The organism is Gilliamella sp. B3023, assembly GCF_026536845.1.
Classification (GTDB): domain Bacteria; phylum Pseudomonadota; class Gammaproteobacteria; order Enterobacterales; family Orbaceae; genus Gilliamella; species Gilliamella apicola_E.
Genome location: NZ_JAFNNH010000022.1, coordinates 1 through 17,777, shown reverse-complemented (window position 1 = coordinate 17,777; position 17,777 = coordinate 1). Strand labels below are relative to the sequence as shown.

General features: G+C 37.2%; 12 protein-coding genes and 1 pseudogene. 12 read left to right on the top strand and 1 reads right to left on the bottom strand.

What is annotated here, in order from left to right; translation table 11 throughout:
* Window positions 1-4 precede the first annotated feature (4 nt).
* The 8 genes from J3U16_RS10955 (at window position 5) to J3U16_RS10920 (ending at window position 12,787) form a co-directional block, all read left to right on the top strand.
* Complete coding sequence (locus J3U16_RS10955; RefSeq protein ID WP_065733732.1) at window positions 5-1,450, top strand: TrkH family potassium uptake protein; 1,446 nt, start codon at window positions 5-7, stop codon at window positions 1,448-1,450.
* Window positions 1,451-1,593: 143 nt separating this feature from the next.
* Window positions 1,594-3,168, top strand: a complete 1,575-nt coding sequence (locus tag J3U16_RS10950; RefSeq protein WP_065562799.1) for a TerC family protein — start codon at window positions 1,594-1,596, stop codon at window positions 3,166-3,168.
* A 275-nt stretch (window positions 3,169-3,443) separates the two neighbouring features.
* The gene (locus tag J3U16_RS10945; protein WP_065562798.1) at window positions 3,444-4,754 is read left to right on the top strand and encodes an NCS2 family permease; all 1,311 of its coding nucleotides are present in this window, start codon (window positions 3,444-3,446) and stop codon (window positions 4,752-4,754) included.
* 443 nt (window positions 4,755-5,197) lie between these two features.
* Complete coding sequence (gene xylE, locus J3U16_RS10940) at window positions 5,198-6,640, top strand: D-xylose transporter XylE (RefSeq protein WP_065562797.1); 1,443 nt, start codon at window positions 5,198-5,200, stop codon at window positions 6,638-6,640.
* Window positions 6,641-6,679: 39 nt separating this feature from the next.
* On the top strand, window positions 6,680-7,999 hold the full coding sequence (xylA, locus tag J3U16_RS10935; protein WP_267331109.1) for a xylose isomerase: 1,320 nt from the start codon (window positions 6,680-6,682) through the stop codon (window positions 7,997-7,999).
* A 70-nt stretch (window positions 8,000-8,069) separates the two neighbouring features.
* A complete protein-coding gene (gene xylB / locus J3U16_RS10930) occupies window positions 8,070-9,527 on the top strand; it encodes a xylulokinase (protein WP_267331108.1) in 1,458 nt (485 codons plus the stop codon).
* Window positions 9,528-9,886: 359 nt separating this feature from the next.
* A complete protein-coding gene (locus J3U16_RS10925) occupies window positions 9,887-11,533 on the top strand; it encodes a family 43 glycosylhydrolase (RefSeq protein WP_267343049.1) in 1,647 nt (548 codons plus the stop codon).
* Between the two features lie 18 nt (window positions 11,534-11,551).
* Complete coding sequence (locus J3U16_RS10920; RefSeq protein WP_267331106.1) at window positions 11,552-12,787, top strand: MFS transporter; 1,236 nt, start codon at window positions 11,552-11,554, stop codon at window positions 12,785-12,787.
* Window positions 12,788-12,856: 69 nt separating this feature from the next.
* Here the strand turns inward: J3U16_RS10920 and J3U16_RS10915 are convergent, their stop codons facing one another.
* On the bottom strand, window positions 12,857-14,044 hold the full coding sequence (locus tag J3U16_RS10915) for a XylR family transcriptional regulator (protein ID WP_416379963.1): 1,188 nt from the start codon (window positions 14,042-14,044) through the stop codon (window positions 12,857-12,859).
* A 427-nt stretch (window positions 14,045-14,471) separates the two neighbouring features.
* On the opposite strand from J3U16_RS10915, the gene rpsL reads away from it, so the two are divergent.
* The 4 genes and pseudogenes from rpsL to J3U16_RS10895 all read left to right on the top strand — a co-directional run.
* Window positions 14,472-14,846 (top strand): 30S ribosomal protein S12, encoded by a 375-nt coding sequence (rpsL, locus tag J3U16_RS10910; RefSeq protein ID WP_034883792.1) that lies wholly within the window; start codon window positions 14,472-14,474, stop codon window positions 14,844-14,846.
* A gap of 100 nt (window positions 14,847-14,946) precedes the next feature.
* The gene (rpsG, locus tag J3U16_RS10905) at window positions 14,947-15,417 is read left to right on the top strand and encodes a 30S ribosomal protein S7 (protein ID WP_034883788.1); all 471 of its coding nucleotides are present in this window, start codon (window positions 14,947-14,949) and stop codon (window positions 15,415-15,417) included.
* 109 nt (window positions 15,418-15,526) lie between these two features.
* Window positions 15,527-17,632 carry an elongation factor G gene (gene fusA / locus J3U16_RS10900; protein WP_065562791.1) on the top strand — a complete coding sequence of 702 codons (2,106 nt, stop codon included), beginning with the start codon at window positions 15,527-15,529 and terminating at the stop codon, window positions 17,630-17,632.
* Between the two features lie 68 nt (window positions 17,633-17,700).
* A pseudogene (locus tag J3U16_RS10895) lies at window positions 17,701-17,777 on the top strand (elongation factor Tu); the annotation flags it as partial.

The following is a 17,777-nucleotide window of genomic DNA, read 5'->3' as shown; positions in this document are numbered from 1 at the left end:
TATGATGCATTGGCGCTCAATTATAAGAATTATCGGTTTATTAATATCATTATTGTCGATATTTATGTTAATACCGGCACTAGTCGCATTAATATACCGTGATGGTGCTGGCGCAATTTTTGTCCGTTCTTTCTTCGCTGCATTAATTTTAGGAGTATTGTTGTGGTTCCCTAATCGAAATCAGCGTCATGAGTTGAGTACTCGGGAAGGTTTTTTCATTGTTGTATTATTCTGGGTAGTTTTAGGTACTATTGGTGCATTTCCATTTCTTTTTGATAATCATATCAATCTTAATTTAACCACTGCTTTTTTTGAGTCTTTTTCTGGGTTAACAACAACAGGCGCTACAACTATTGTTAATTTAGATCATTTACCTAAGGCCCTTTTATTTTATCGTCAATTGCTACAATGGCTTGGGGGAATGGGAATTATCGTACTTGCAGTTGCTATTTTACCATTATTAGGTGTTGGTGGAATGCAGCTCTATCGAGCTGAAATCCCAGGTCCTCAAAAAGATAGTAAAATGCGTCCCCGCATTGCTGAAACGGCAAAAACATTGTGGTCTATTTATATTTTACTTACCACGTTATGCGCAATAAGTTTGTGGTTTGCTGGAATGAATATCTTCGATGCTATTTCGCATAGTTTTTCGACGATATCGATGGGAGGATTCTCAACTCATGACAGCAATTTAGCTTATTTTAATAGTCCAGCAATTAACTATATTGTTACTATTTTCCTAATTTTATCTGGTTGTAATTTTGCACTCCATTTTGCCGCATTAAATGGTATTTCACTTAAAGTTTATTGGCGCGATCAAGAGTTCAGAACGTTTATCTTTATCCTTCTTATTTTAATTGTTATTTGTGCCTTTGTTATCTATTTTTATCAACCACAACGAAATCTTGGTATTGATAAAATTGTGTTACAAGTCGTATCGGTTTCTGCAACAGTCGGTTTTACCGTCGATGATATTAATACTTGGCCATCCTCATTACCAATCTTTTTATTATGTGCTTCATTTATTGGGGGCTGTGCTGGTTCTACTGGAGGAGGGTTAAAAGTTGTTCGCGTTCTACTATTATTTATGCAAGGTTCACGTGAATTAAAACGTCTTATACACCCGAATGCAATATATACCTTAAAATTGAATAATCGAGTTGTACCGGAACGAATTATTGAGGCAGTATGGGGATTCTTTTCTGCCTATGCATTAGTTTTTTTAATTAGTCTATTTATCATTATGGCGTCTGGAATTGATGCAACTGACTCATTTTATATTGTTGCCTCATCATTGAACAATTTGGGGGTTGGTCTTGGCAGTGTGAGTGATAATTTTGCGCATGTAAGTGATATGGTTAAATGGGTAATGGTTGTGGACATGTTATTTGGACGACTTGAAATATTTACCTTATTGGTTTTATTTACACCAACCTTCTGGCGAAGCTAATTTTCACTTAACAATTTAGTGTTAAACCTGGATTTTTTAGAAAAATGGCTAAAAATATAAATATTTTATTGATTATTTAGTCAATTGCAGACAGAATTACTAAGCAGCATGTGCTGTGTTCATTAGAGGTAATCACCTGACATATGGAATGGATCATGGATCCTACAATTTGGATTGGTTTATCCACTCTAGTTGTACTTGAAATCGTCCTTGGCATTGATAACATTGTTTTTATTGCCATTCTTGCCGAGAAACTTCCGCCACAAGAACGAGATAAAGCACGCATTACTGGTCTTGCTTTTGCATTAATTACACGAATATTGTTATTAATGTTTACTGGTTGGTTAGTTACACTCACTACCCCTCTATTTTCTATATCCGGAATCAGTTTCAATGCTAGGCAATTGATAATGTTGCTTGGTGGTATATTTTTGCTTTTCAAAGCCACAATGGAACTCAATGAACGCTTAGAAGGCGCTTCACATGAAGATGGTAAACCCAAAAAGACTTCACATTTTTGGACTGTTGTCGCTCAAATCGTTGTACTTGATGCCGTATTTTCACTCGACTCAGTAATTACTGCAGTGGGTATGGTCGAACATATTCCAGTAATGATTATTGCTGTTTGTATTGCTATTTGTATCATGATGGTAGCAAGTAAACCATTGGCCTATTTTGTTAACTCCCATCCAACGATTGTTATTTTATGTTTAAGTTTTTTACTTATGATTGGTTTTAGTTTGGTTGCCGAAGGTTTTGGGTTTATTATTCCAAAAGGCTACCTATATGCCGCTATTGGTTTCTCAATTATGATTGAGTTTTTTAATCAATTAGCTATATTCAATCGCCGAAAAGCATTAAACAAAAAACCATTACGTGAACGCACCGCTGAAGCGATTTTACATTTACTCAAAGGCGATGCAGAAGAAGATCCCGAAACTCACAATATTGATGTTGTTTCTGATAATAATAAGAAAACATCAGTATTTAATCATCAAGAATTAAACATGGTCGAGCGAGTGTTAGGATTGGCTCAACGTTCAGTTAGTAGCATCATGACCTCTCGATTAAATGTTGATATGGTCAATATAAATGATGATCGTGAGGTGATATTAAAAGAGATATTTGATAATCCTCATTCACGTTTAGTCGTAACGGATAATGCTTCAATTGATGAACCATTAGGCATTATTCAAGTTAATGATCTATTGAAAGATGTTTTACAAGATAAACAGCATATTGATATTAACTCTTTAATAAAGCAGCCATTAATTTTCCCTGAAACGGTATCTTTACTTGTCGCACTGGAACAATTCAAAAAAGCGAAAACCCATTTTGCGTTTGTGGTTGATGAATTTGGTTCAATGCAAGGAGTTGTGTCTGTTACTGACATTATTGAAACCATTGCTGGTGATTTCCCAACTGAAGAAGAGGAAATTGATGCCAAACACGATATTCAATGTATTGATGATAACAGTTGGATTGCTAATGGTTACATCCCTGTAGAAGAATTAGTAAGGTATGTTCCTATACCAATAGATGATAAGCGAGAATACCATACTCTTGCTGGATTGTTGATGGAAAAAGCCCAACATTTACTTAATGTCGGTGAAACAATACAAATTGGCGATTATTTATTTGAAGTTGCCGAAATTGAAAGTCACCGTATTTTAAAAGTGAAAATCACTAAGAATAAATTAGATATATTAAAGAACTAGGTTAGTGATATTCTACCCATTGTTTAGCTCATCTCAGATGAGCTAAACAACTATTTTAGAGGTAAGTTATAAAAATTATCTATCAATTACTAAACGATATTCTTAATATGAATAACGCTTGACCAAAATAAATTACAGGCAATAATAGCGCTGTGTTTTTTCGTTTTTTGAGATATGAAGTGATACTTTGTATCTTTTTTATTTTTACTGCAAAATAAATTAGGTAAAAATAAAGGTTATATCGATTACTATCAAACTAAATTGGGCTTTAACTTATGAATTCACTATTCGAAAAAATTTTTCAACTGAAAGAGAAGAAAACCACAATCAGTACAGAGGTTATAGCAGGCTGTACAACTTTTCTAACCATGGTTTATATTATCTTTGTTAACCCTTCTATCTTATCTGTAACTGGCATGGACAAATCAGCAGTTTTTGTTCTAACGTGCGTCGTAACAGCTTTTGCTACTATTTTAATGGGGCTGTTTGCCAATCTACCGATTGCTTTAGCTCCAGCTATGGGACTCAATGTTTTCTTTGCCTATGGAATATGCGGTGCTATGGGCTATTCTTGGCAAGTGGGTATGGGGGCAATATTTTGGGGCTCATTAATCTTTTTTGCATTATCATTATTTAAAGTTCGCCATTGGTTAATTGAACATATTCCGCAATGTTTGCGAGCAGGAATAAGTGCTGGTATTGGACTATTTATTGCTTTTATGGGATTTCAAAATATGGGAATTGTGGTCGCATCACCAGAAACATTACTAACCTTAGGCAATATCTTATCACTTAAAGTATTATTAGGTTCACTAGGATTTTTTATTATAATAATTCTAGCAACTCGTAATTTCCATGCGGCTGTACTAGTTTCAATTCTTGTTGTTACCTTACTTGCACTTTGGCTTGATCCTAATATTAGTTATCAAGGAATTGCATCAGTTCCACCAAGTGTTAGCAGTGTTGTTGGTCATGTCGATCTAGCTGGTTCACTTAATGTGGGTATTATGGGTGTTATTTTTTCAGTTATGATTGTAAGCCTATTTGATTCTTCCGGTACAATTTTAGCTTTAACCGACAAAGCAGGAATTTCTGACGAAAAAGGGCGTTTCCCTAAAATGCGTCAAGCTTTATTAATCGATAGTTTTAGTTCTTCACTTGGTGGTTTATTTGGAACTTCATCAGTACTAACTTATATTGAAAGTTCTGCTGGTATTTCAGTTGGTGGGCGTACAGGTTTAACTGCAGTTGTAGTTGGATTATTATTTTTATTAATGACCTTTTTATCGCCTTTAGCCCATTTAGTTCCACCTTATGCGACATCTGGTGCTTTAATATTTGTTGGAATCTTAATGGTTTCAAGTTTAATGAAAGTTAATTGGTCTGATTTAACTGATGCAACACCAGCATTTATTACCGCATTAATGATGCCTTTCGCTTTTGCTATTACCGAAGGTGTAGCACTTGGTTTTATCTCTTACGTTGTGTTAAAAACATTAACTGGTAAATTTAAAGAATTAAATCTTTGCGTCATTATTTTTGCCCTTCTATTTGCATTAAAATTTATCTTTATCGATCATCATTAATTTTAATCATCAAATTTCTATCGCTGAAAAGCGATAGAAATAATCCAAGAAATTGAGTTAAAATTCACCACTAATCAAGCAACAAATAACTTTCTAATTTTGTTGATCATATCTCAATTGCCATCATCTAATAAAGTAAAATAAGCCTTACTGCTTATCTTATAATAACTATCAGCAATAAAATCGATCACCTGATAATTCACTTTCAGCGATAAGACCAAAAACTTATTTTCATTAAAAATCAATTAATTAAAAAAATATTTTAAATAATAAAATTTATACAAGTAGTTTATTAAATGGAGTTTGATCTACTTCACAAAAATAAAAAAACATAAAATGCTTACGAAATTTAATAATTGTTGTTAGCTAAATAATTCATGCATATTGAATGAGAAGTTTAGATTATTTTTATCTAAACCTAACTTGATAAGCAGGAATGAAATATGAGTACGCATTACAATTCATTATACGTTTTCAGAATCACTCTAGTTGCAACTTTAGGTGGTTTATTATTTGGTTATGATACAGCAGTTATTTCAGGAACAGTCGGGTCTATTTCAAAAGTCTTTGTTGAACCTCAACATCTAAGTGAAACTGCAGCCAACTCTTTATTAGGCTTTTGTGTGGCAAGTGCTTTAATTGGTTGTATCATCGGCGGTTTAATGGGAGGATATTTAAGTAACCGTTTTGGTCGTCGCAATTCATTATTAATTGCCGCATTTTTATTTTTTATCGCAGCAATTGGATCTGCTTGGCCTGAATTAGGATTTCGTTCAGTAGAATCTCAAGAAATTCCTTACTATTTAGCAGGATATGTTCCTGAATTTGTTTTTTATCGCATCGTTGGTGGTATCGGCGTTGGTTTAGCTTCTATGTTATCTCCGATGTACATTGCCGAAGTCGCCCCAGCTGAAATTAGAGGTAAACTCGTCTCCTTTAACCAATTTGCTATTATTTTTGGACAGCTTCTAGTCTATTGTGTCAATTATGCTATAGCAAGTTCAGGTGATCAAGATTGGTTAAATATTGTCGGTTGGCGATATATGTTCTTATCACTAGCTATTCCAGCCTTACTTTTCTTTGGCTTATTATTTACCGTCCCGGAAAGCCCTCGCTGGTTAACAGCACAAAATAAAATAAGTAAAGCTCAAAATATACTATCCCGTATATTGGGAAGTCAAAGAACTGAAGAAGCTCTTAATAGCATAATTAGTTCATTATCTTCTAATTCGACTAAAAAGAGTAGTCCACTTTTAAAATATGGAATTGGTGTTATTGTTATCGGAATTTTATTATCAGCATTCCAACAATTAATGGGCATTAATGTTGTACTTTACTATGCACCAGAAGTATTTAAAAACTTAGGAGCAAGCACCGATTCAGCATTATTACAAACTATTATTGTTGGTGTTATTAACCTTTCGTTTACCACTATTGCAATATTCACTGTTGATAAATTAGGGCGAAAACCATTACAGATCATCGGTGCTATAGGCATGGCGATTGGCATGATCACATTAGGAACAACTTTCTTTCTACAATTACCAGCAATTATTGCGCTTACTTCTATGCTGTTTTACATCGCTTCTTTTGCTATCTCATGGGGGCCTGTATGTTGGGTATTACTATCTGAAATATTCCCTAACTCCATTCGAAGTAAAGCTCTTTCTATCGCTGTTGCAGCACAATGGATTACAAATTACTTGGTATCCTGGACCTTTCCTATTATGGATAAAAACACCTACCTTGTCTCACATTTTAACAATGGATTTGCCTATTGGTTATATGGAGTTATCAGTGTAGTGGCTGCAATTTTCATATGGAAATGGTTACCTGAAACGAAAGGAAAATCTTTAGAAGAACTTGAACAGTTCTGGAACAAATAATTACAACATTAATTTCATAACCAAATTTAGGAGAATATTATGAAACAATATTATGACAAAATAGAACGCATCAACTACGAAGGCACTCAAACTGACAACCCTTTTGCATTCAGGCACTATAATCCTAGCCAAATCATTTTGGGTAAAACCATGGCGGAACACCTACGCTTATCGATCTGTTATTGGCACACTTTTTGTTGGGCAGGAACAGATATGTTTGGGTCAAGCTCATTTCAATATCCTTGGCAAACAGGCTCAGATCCTTTAGCTAATGCAAAAGCGAAAGCTGATGTTGCCTTTGAGTTTTTCTATAAAATGAACGTGCCTTTTTATGCTTTTCATGATGTCGATGTAGCACCGGAAGGCAATTCAATCAAAGAATACATCAATAATTTAGCAGTAATGAGCGATATTTTGTTGGAAAAACAACAACAAACAGGCGTTAAATTACTTTGGGGCACAGCCAACTGCTTTACCAATCCTAAATATGCTGCAGGTGCCGCCACGAATCCAGATCCGCAAGTATTTGCCTGTGCTGCCACACAAGTTGTCCATGCAATGAATGCAACACATAAATTAGGTGGGCAAAATTATGTCCTTTGGGGCGGACGTGAAGGATACGAAACACTGTTAAATACTGATCTCAAAAAAGAGCGTGAGCAGCTTGGCAAGTTTATGCAATTGGTGGTTGAAAACAAATATAAAATCGGTTTTAAAGGCGCTTTACTTATTGAACCAAAACCGCAAGAGCCAACCAAACATCAATATGATTATGATGTCGCAACTATTTATGGCTTTTTAAAACAATTTGGCTTAGAAAAAGAAATTAAAGTTAATATCGAAGCTAACCATGCAACACTAGCCGGCCACTCATTCCAACATGAAGTTGCCTCAGCTATCGCACTTGATATCTTTGGCTCACTTGATGCAAACCGAGGCGATCCGCAACTAGGTTGGGATACCGATCAATTTCCAAATAGTGTAGAAGAAAATAGCCTTGTCATGTACGAAATTCTCAAAAGTGGTGGTTTTAAAACCGGTGGACTTAACTTTGATGCCAAAATTCGCCGTCAAAGTGTTGATAAATATGATGTATTTTACGGGCATATTGGCGCAATCGATACCATGGCATTATCATTGAAGTGCGCAGCCAAACTAATTGAAGATAACGTTCTTGAGCAAAAAGTTACACAACGATATGCCGCTTGGGACGAAGAATTAGGTCAACAAATCCTTCACGGCAAAATGACGCTGCAAGATATTGCCCAGTATAGTTTAGCCAATAATCTGCAACCAAAACCTTGCAGTGGTGAGCAAGAGAAGTTAGAAAATCGAGTTAATCAGTTAATTTTTGGCTAAGTTAATTGTTCGAAGCAAACTAATCAGGGTATAGTTTACCCTGATAGTAAGCTGTGAAATGGAGAAGAGTATGTATATTGGTATTGATTTAGGCACTTCGGGTGTCAAAGTGATTTTAATGAATGAAAAACAACATATTATCACAACATTAACCAAACCACTCACCGTGTCCCGCCCACATCCATTATGGTCAGAGCAAGATCCGGAGCAATGGTGGCAAGCAACCGATACAGCAATGTGTGAGCTTAGTAAGCAACATAATTTACAATCGGTAAAAGCCATAGGTTTAAGTGGCCAAATGCATGGTGCGGTATTACTCAATCAACAATCACAAGTATTAAGACCAGCAATACTTTGGAATGACGGGCGCTGTGATGTTCAATGCCACCAACTAGAACAACAGGTACCCACTTCCCGTCAAATTACTGGCAATCTAATGATGGCTGGTTTTACCGCTCCTAAAATTAAATGGGTACAACAGCATGAACCGGAAATCTTTGCTCAGATCGATAAAGTATTGCTCCCCAAAGATTATTTGCGTTTTAAAATAACCAATCAATTTGCTTCAGATATGTCCGATTCAGCCGGGACAATGTGGCTTGATGTAAGAAAACGTGATTGGAATGATGAACTACTAAAAGCCTGTGGCTTAACACGACACCATATGCCAACGCTATTTGAAGGCAATCAGATCACCGGTTATGTGACTGATGAAATCGCTAAACGTTGGGGCATTAATCAGATTGCGGTGATTGCTGGCGGTGGTGATAATGCAGCCGGTGCGGTTGGGGTAGGTTTACATCAATCGGGACAAGCGATGCTCTCACTGGGTACCTCCGGCGTCTATTTTGCCGTGACCGATCAGTTTATTAGCAACCCCGAGCAAGCCATTCACAGTTTTTGCCATGCCTTACCAAACCGCTGGCACCTAATGTCGGTAATGTTGAGCTGTGCTTCTTGCCTCGATTGGGCGTGTCAGTTATTGGACATTGAAGATGTCCCAACCTTACTAACTCTAATTGAGGCGCAACCGATCGATGACAAACCTTCGGTCTATTTTTTACCTTATTTATCCGGCGAAAGAACACCTCACAATAATCCCGAAGCTAAAGGTGTATTTTTTGGCTTAACTTATCAACACAACAAAGTCGATCTGGCAAAAGCAGTATTACTGGGCGTTAGCTATGCCCTTGCTGACGGCATCGATGCAGTTCATCAAACTGGCGTCACACCCGATAAAATTTTGGTAATTGGTGGCGGAGCCCGCAGCCGTTATTGGCGACAATTGCTGAGTGATGTTTCCGGTTATTGCATTGAATATTGTGAAGGTAGCGAAGTGGGTCCAGCATTAGGGGCAGCAAAACTTGCACAAATCGCTTGTCATCCCAATACGGCGATAAGCGAACTACTTGCGCCATTGACAATTGTTCAAACGCATCAACCCGATAGCAATCTCCACCAATATTATCAGCAACAGCGCACTATTTTTAGAGATGTTTATCAGCAACTTAAACCATTGATGTCATAATTATGACTTGCAGAATACCCTGTTAGGGTGTTCTGCACCTGTTATCCTGCCTTTTTTACCTTCTTAAAGATATTGAACAATTTATCACTATTTATCTTTACCAAACTAAAAATAACGCTTATTAACCAATATATTACTTGCTAAGTTAACCCTGTCTTTTTCTAATTATGTTAATTGAATAGGTAAATTTTATTACTCAGAGTGTGACACATATCTCATTAATAAGATTTCATAAATTTGAAACCAAATTTGATAATAACATTATCGGCATAGATAAATTATATTGGGCAAAACAACCTTAAAACTTATTTTTTTGATAAGTATTTTTATCAATAATCTAACATTAAGAGAAAATAAAAATGCCTAAAATAAAAAATCCGGTGATACCGGGCATGTCTCCTGACCCGTCAATCATTCGTGTTAACGATACTTACTATATTGCCACATCCACTTTTCATTGGAATCCAATCATTCAAATTTTTCAATCAAAGGACCTCGCTAATTGGCAACTAATTGATTATGTATTTAAAAATGGTGAAGTCAATTTATCCGGAACAAATACCCCCGCCGGTGTATGGGCGCCACATTTATCTTATGATTCGATAAATAAAAAATTTTGGCTAATATACTCGCATATGATAAACATGGCCGGGCGAGAGTTTAATGCTGACACTTATGCAATTTGCGCTGAGAATATTAAAGGGCCTTGGTCAGCGCCAATTTATCTTACCTCTATCGGTTTCGATCCGGCGCTGTTTCATGATGATGACGGTAAACATTATTTAACTATTTTAGAGTGGGAAACACGACAAGGTTATCAAGCTCCGGGACATATTGTCATTGCTGAAGTCGATCTTGCTGAAGGAAAACTCGCCAGTCCGTGGCATCGTCTAACGCAAGGTTTTACAACTCGAGGTTGCGCTGAAGCGCCGCAGATTTATAAAAGGCTTGATAACTATTATTTGATAATAGCCGCCGGTGGTACTGGTTATGCGCACGGTATTGAAATCGGTCGAGCTAAAGATATTTATGGTCCTTATCAGCCCCACCCGTCCGGAGAGCCTATTGTCACTTCCTCACCTAATCATCTATTTTCATTGGGCGATCCCGATGCCGGCCATTTTGAAATGTTCAATCCTAATTCACTAATGCAAAAAGCTGGACACGGCTCACTTGTTGAGAGCCAAAACAGCGATTGGTATATTGCCCATCTGATGTCTAGACCAATAAAAGACACACTACTCAATCCACTTGGTCGAGAAACCTCAATCCAAAAAATGCATTGGACTGAGGATGGTTGGCTTATCATGGCAGACGGCTCTAATTTAGCCAAAATGGAATTTGATTTTGCCTTACCACTTGAGGACGAAATAAGCCATGACGTGATTGAAGAGTTCGACCATGGCTATCAATTGTCCTTTATGACGCCTTATCAACATCAATCCCCTCAATGGGTAAACACCCATGAACGCCACAGTCATTTGAGAATTTATGGACAAAACTCGCTATTTTCTCAAGTAAAGCCGTCGATTATGGCAACTCGGGCTACTTCGTTTGATTATTACATTCAAACTAAAGTTGAATTCCACCCGGAACACTACTCACAAACCGCTGGTGTTGGTCTTTATTATGACTCAAATAATTGGCTCTATTTACATTTAACCTATAGTGAACAACTGAAGACCCCGATTTTAACCACACTACAAGCAAAACTGGGTACCAGAATCGAATATGTCAATCACCGTATTGCCATCCCAAACGGAATTGTGGAACTAAAATTATCCTACCAACACGGCAAGGTTGCACTACTTTACAGACTCGATGAAGCATGGATGCCAATTATGCAAACGATTGATGTCCTTTACTTATCGGATGAAGGCGTCAATGGCGAACCGGGGGAAATAGGTGGATTTACCGGCTTATTTAATTTTATTGCAGCTGTCGATAGCTACCAACATCAATCTTATGCCGATTTTGATTATTACTACGTGATCAACAATGGTTAACATTTTAGGTAAAGTATTATGAAAACAACAATTCCATTAACTCGACTTATTCCCGGGCTAATTATCGGCCCTGCATCGTGGTTAGGTCCATACATTGCCGCATCAAGTCTCTTTTTACCAGCGTTAATTCAACAAATTGATGAAGTAAATAAGATCCACTTATTAGCGCTATTTTCTGCGTGTGGTATGGTGGTTGCGGCAATATCGAATATGCTTGCAGGTTATTTATCAGATCGAACACGTTCAAAATTCGGTAATCGCTCACCTTGGATTGTAGTGGGCGCTATCGCCTTTATGTTATCCATGATATTAGCCTCAACAGCTAACAGTATCCCTTTTTTGTTGTGTTGCTGGTTACTCGGTCAAGTTGCTTTAAACTTTATTGTTGCCCCTATGGTAGCTTGGATAGACTTTGCCGCTGAAGATAGAAAAGGCTCGGCCTCTAGCGCTTATGGTGGTTTAGGTATGGCATTAGGTAACAACGGTTTTACGATACTTGCTGCGATGTTTTTAGGCAGCTTTCGATTTGGCTTTATCGTTTTTGGTATCATTACATTCATTGGCGTATTCCTAGCGGTATTGATTGTAAAAGAGCCGTCAAACCTTAAACAAACCAAGGAAAACAAATTACTCAAAAGCGATAAAACATTTAAAAACGCATTGGCTATATTTCCCAAATGGTCAATCGGTCGGGACTACTATTTGGCGTTAATTGGTAAGCTTTTTCAAGGCATCAGTAACTTTACTATTACCGGTTACCTACTTTTTATTTTGACCGATTTTATGCAGAGCAATTCTTCCGATACACAAAATGCTATCCAACTCATTAATTTAATTATGTTAATTTTCGGCATTTTAATGGGATTTATTGCCGGTCCGATCTGCGATAAATTAAAAGTGCTTAAACTACCAGTCGGTTTATCTACGCTCTTTTTAGGCATTGGTGCACTGGGTTTATCGCTATGTCCAAATCAAACAGGCGTATTAATTTATGCATTTTTTGCGGGAATCGGCATGGGAATATGGAATTCACTCGACAATTTACTAAATTTGCAAGTCATACCTGATCGGCAGCAAGTAGCCTTTTTTTTAGGGATCTATAATCTTGGTAATACAATTACCCAAGCGCTCGCACCAATTATTGCCGCTTGTGTGATAACGTTATTTGGCTTTTCCGCTATTTTTATAGTCTCTTTTGTGTTTGCTATTGTTGGCGGTACTGCCATATTTTTAATTCGTTCAGTTGACAAATAAACCCATCAAAAAGGAAAAAGCAACAGAAATATTTGAGCTTTTTCCTTATTATTACGGTTACTATTGATATTAAAGCGTCGCCGAATTTAGTGTGGTAAATTGACACCTAAAATCTTTAGGGGTCATGCCATAACGCTTCTTAAACAGGAAATAGAAATACTGAACTGACGGATAACCACATTGCTGAGAAATGGTTTGAATGGGTAATGATGACTCAAGCAGAAGATATTTAGCCTGATTAAATTTTTCTTCATGAATTACCGCATGAATGGTTTTACCTAATGATGATTTAAATCGAATTTCCAAATTAGATCGTGATATCTGCATCTGAGAGATCACTTGCTCAACCTTAATTCCTTTACAGGCGTGATCACGAATATAGTGAATGGCTTGGATGACATAGGGATCGTGAATAGAGCGATAATCTGTTGAACGTCTGGCAATAACTTTTTTAGGTGCTATAAGTAAAGGACATACCGGCACATTACCTTTAATAAAGTGTTTTTGGAGTAAGTTTGCGGCATTAAATCCCATCTCTTCAGTGCCTTGCTTAACGGTTGATAACGATACCATTGACAAATCATTGATGACTTCCTCATTATCAATACCAATAAGGCATAACTCTTCCGGTATTTTTATGCCTGCTCTATCACACGCTTGTAAAATATGGTGTGCCCTAGCATCATTAACCGCAATAATGCCAGTATTCATTGGCAAAGATAGCAACCATTTAGAAAGTTTATCTAAGCCTTCTTGCCAATTATCAAGCGAGGTAGACAAACCTTGATAAATAAACCCTTCATATCCTTTCTGCGCCAAGATTTGCTTAAAAATTTCTTCTCGCACACCTGCCCATCGGCAATATCGGTTTGACGGTAAACCATAAAAAGCAAATTGACTAATTCCCTTAGCACACAAATGATTAAATGCACTTTCAATAATGGAAAAATTATCAGCAGCAACATAAGGCACATTTGGATAGCTCGACTTACCATGATATGAGCTACCCACACCAATTATTGGTATTTGAACATGTTTAAGCAAATCGGCAATATCAGGATCATCAAAATTAGCAATAATTCCATCGCAGTCAAAACGAAAAGAGGTGGTCGTGTCATAACGCAGCGTTTCAGAGATATAAATATTCCAGTGAATATTATGTGACTTCAAAAAATCACCAATACCTTTTAAAATTTGACGATCGTAAATATTATTAGCATTAAATAGTAATACAACTTTGTAAGGTTCATTGTTTATATTCATCATTGTTACACACGACATTTATTCAATACTCAGTATCATATTACCGTTTTTTTAGGCAAAAATTTAGCTTAAATTTATACAGTTTGTCTTTTACTATCTTAATGGCCATATACCTATGTCACACTGCCATTAAATATTTACGCTACATTAAATAGTTATTGTGATAAGAAATAATGCATAAAATCTCACCAACAACTTACGAATGAAAAAGATAAACTTTGTTTAACTATCTGATGCTTAACAATCTAAAATAGTTTAATTAAATAACATAATAAACTTGTGGTAATACTTGACATTATGCCTGTTGAGGTCTAGAATCTTGCGACCCAAAACTTATATACATAGGCTTTGGGCTACAGTTATTAATTACGTATCTAAAAAGCAATTTTTAAATTTATTTTAATTAATCAGGAGCTTATTAATGGCAACAATTAATCAGCTGGTACGCAAACCAAGAGCGCTAAAGGAAGCGAAAAGTAACGTTCCTGCCCTTGAAGCATGCCCGCAAAAACGTGGTGTTTGTACACGTGTTTACACCACTACACCTAAAAAACCAAACTCAGCATTACGTAAAGTATGCCGTGTACGTTTAACCAACGGTTTTGAAGTGACTTCTTATATCGGTGGTGAAGGTCATAACTTGCAAGAACATAGCGTGATTTTAATCCGCGGTGGTCGTGTTAAAGATTTACCTGGTGTTCGTTATCACACTGTTCGTGGTGCATTAGACTGCGCAGGTGTTAAGGATCGCAAACAAAGCCGTTCTAAATACGGTGTAAAACGACCTAAAGCTTAATGGAACTCCGTTAAGTAAGGCCAAACTATAATAATTCCATTTAACTCATTTGAGTTTTGGGTAAACCTGAAAATTTATAACATATAAACGGAGTATTCCAATGCCACGTCGTCATGTTGTCGGTCAAAGAAAAATTTTACCTGATCCGAAATTCGGTTCAGATTTGCTGGCGAAATTTGTAAATATTTTAATGATAGATGGTAAAAAATCTATCGCAGAATCAATCGTATATTCAGCTCTTGATAAATTAGCTGAGCGTAGTGGAAAAGACCACTTAGCAGCTTTTGAAGTTGCATTAGATAACGTAAGACCAACTGTAGAAGTTAAGTCTCGTCGCGTTGGTGGTTCTACATACCAAGTTCCTGTTGAAGTGCGTCCAGTTCGTCGTAATGCACTTGCAATGCGTTGGATTGTAGATGCTGCACGTAAACGTGGCGATAAATCAATGGCGTTACGCCTAGCGAATGAACTTATGGATGCTTTTGAAAACAAAGGCACTGCTGTGAAAAAACGCGAAGATGTTCATCGTATGGCTGAAGCTAATAGAGCGTTTGCACACTATCGTTGGTAATCTTTCCACTGATATTAAGTGGCTTGAAATTAGACTGACAGCACATATCTACTGTCAGTCAACCTAAATGATATTTTATTAAGCAAACGATTCTAAATAGAGGATTAATATGGCTCGTACAACCCCTATAGCACGCTACCGTAATATCGGTATCAGTGCACATATTGACGCAGGTAAAACAACAACTACCGAACGTATTTTGTTTTATACTGGTGTAAGTCACAAAATTGGTGAGGTTCATGATGGCGCAGCTACCATGGACTGGATGGAACAAGAACAAGAACGTGGTATTACTATCACTTCAGCAGCGACAACTGCATTCTGGTCAGGTATGGGACAACAATTTGAACCACACCGTATCAATATCATCGACACCCCGGGACACGTTGACTTCACAATCGAAGTTGAACGTTCTATGCGTGTTCTTGATGGTGCAGTAATGGTTTACTGTGCGGTTGGTGGTGTTCAACCTCAATCAGAAACAGTATGGCGCCAAGCTAACAAATATAAAGTTCCTCGTATCGCATTTGTAAACAAAATGGACCGTATGGGTGCTAACTTCTTACGTGTGGTTGAACAAATCAAAACACGTTTAGCGGCAGTGCCTGTTCCATTAGTATTACCAATCGGTGCTGAAGAAGGCTTTACTGGTGTTGTTGATTTACTTAAACGTAAAGCAATTAACTGGAATGATGCTGACCAAGGTACAACCTTTACTTATGAAGATGTGCCAGCTGACATGGTTGAGCAAGTTGAAGAATGGCGTGCAAACTTAATCGAAGCTGCAGCAGAAGCTAACGAAGAGTTAATGGAAAAATACCTAGGTGGTGATGAGTTAACTGAAGAAGAAGTTAAAAAAGCACTACGTGAACGCGTACTTGCTAACGAAATCATCTTGGTAACATGTGGTAGTGCATTTAAAAATAAAGGCGTTCAGTTCATGCTTGACGCAGTTATTGAGTATCTACCTGCTCCAACTGATGTCCCTGCGATTAAAGGTGAATTACAAAATGGTGAACCAGCAGAACGTCATTCAAGTGATGATGAACCATTTGCTGCACTTGCATTTAAAATTGCAACTGACCCATTTGTTGGTAACTTAACCTTCTTCCGCGTTTACTCTGGTGTAGTTAACTCTGGTGACTCAGTTCTTAACTCAGTTAAAGATCGTAAAGAACGCTTTGGTCGTATCGTACAGATGCATGCGAATAAACGTGAAGAAATCAAAGAAGTTCGTGCGGGTGACATTGCAGCAGCAATCGGTCTTAAAGATGTCACAACTGGTGATACGCTTTGTGCTGAAAATTCACCAATTATTCTTGAAAGAATGGAATTCCCTGAGCCAGTTATCTCGGTTGCAGTAGAACCTAAAACTAAAGCTGACCAAGAAAAAATGGGTATTGCTTTAGGTCGTTTGGCAAAAGAAGATCCATCATTCCGTGTATGGACTGATGAAGAATCAAACCAAACTATCATTGCTGGTATGGGTGAATTACATCTTGAAATCATCGTAGACCGTATGAAACGTGAATTTAACGTTGAAGCGAATGTCGGTAAACCTCAAGTTGCTTACCGTGAAACAATTCGTACAACAGTTAAAGATATCGAAGGTAAACATGCAAAACAATCTGGTGGTCGTGGTCAATACGGTCATGTTGTTATCGACTTGTATCCATTAGAAGCGGGTGGTGCTGGTTACGAATTTGTTAACGAAATCAAAGGTGGGGTAATTCCTGGTGAATTTATTCCAGCAGTTGATAAAGGTATCCAAGAACAATTGAAATCAGGTCCTTTAGCTGGCTATCCGGTAGTGGATCTTGGTGTGCGTTTACATTTTGGTTCTTACCATGATGTCGACTCATCCGAAATTGCCTTTAAACTTGCCGCATCAATGGCATTTAAAGAAGGCTTCATGAAAGCTAAACCTGTGCTTTTAGAACCAATTATGAAAGTAGAAGTTGAAACCCCTGAAGATTATATGGGTGACGTTATCGGTGACTTAAACCGTCGTCGTGGTATGATCGAAGGTATGGAAGATACTGCAACTGGTAAAACAGTTAAAGCACAAGTTCCACTTTCTGAAATGTTTGGTTATGCGACAGACCTTCGTTCACAAACACAAGGTCGTGCTTCTTACTCTATGGAGTTCTTGAAGTATAACGAAGCACCTTCAAACATCGTAACAGCAATTATTGAAGCTCGTAAAGCGAAATAATTATTTATATAAATAAAGTAACACTTCCCTACAAAATTAGGGAAGTGATTTAATAAAGGAACATTAAGATGTCTAAAGAAAAATTTGAACGTACAAAACCCCACGTTAACGTTGGTACAATCGGCCACGTTGACCATGGTAAAAC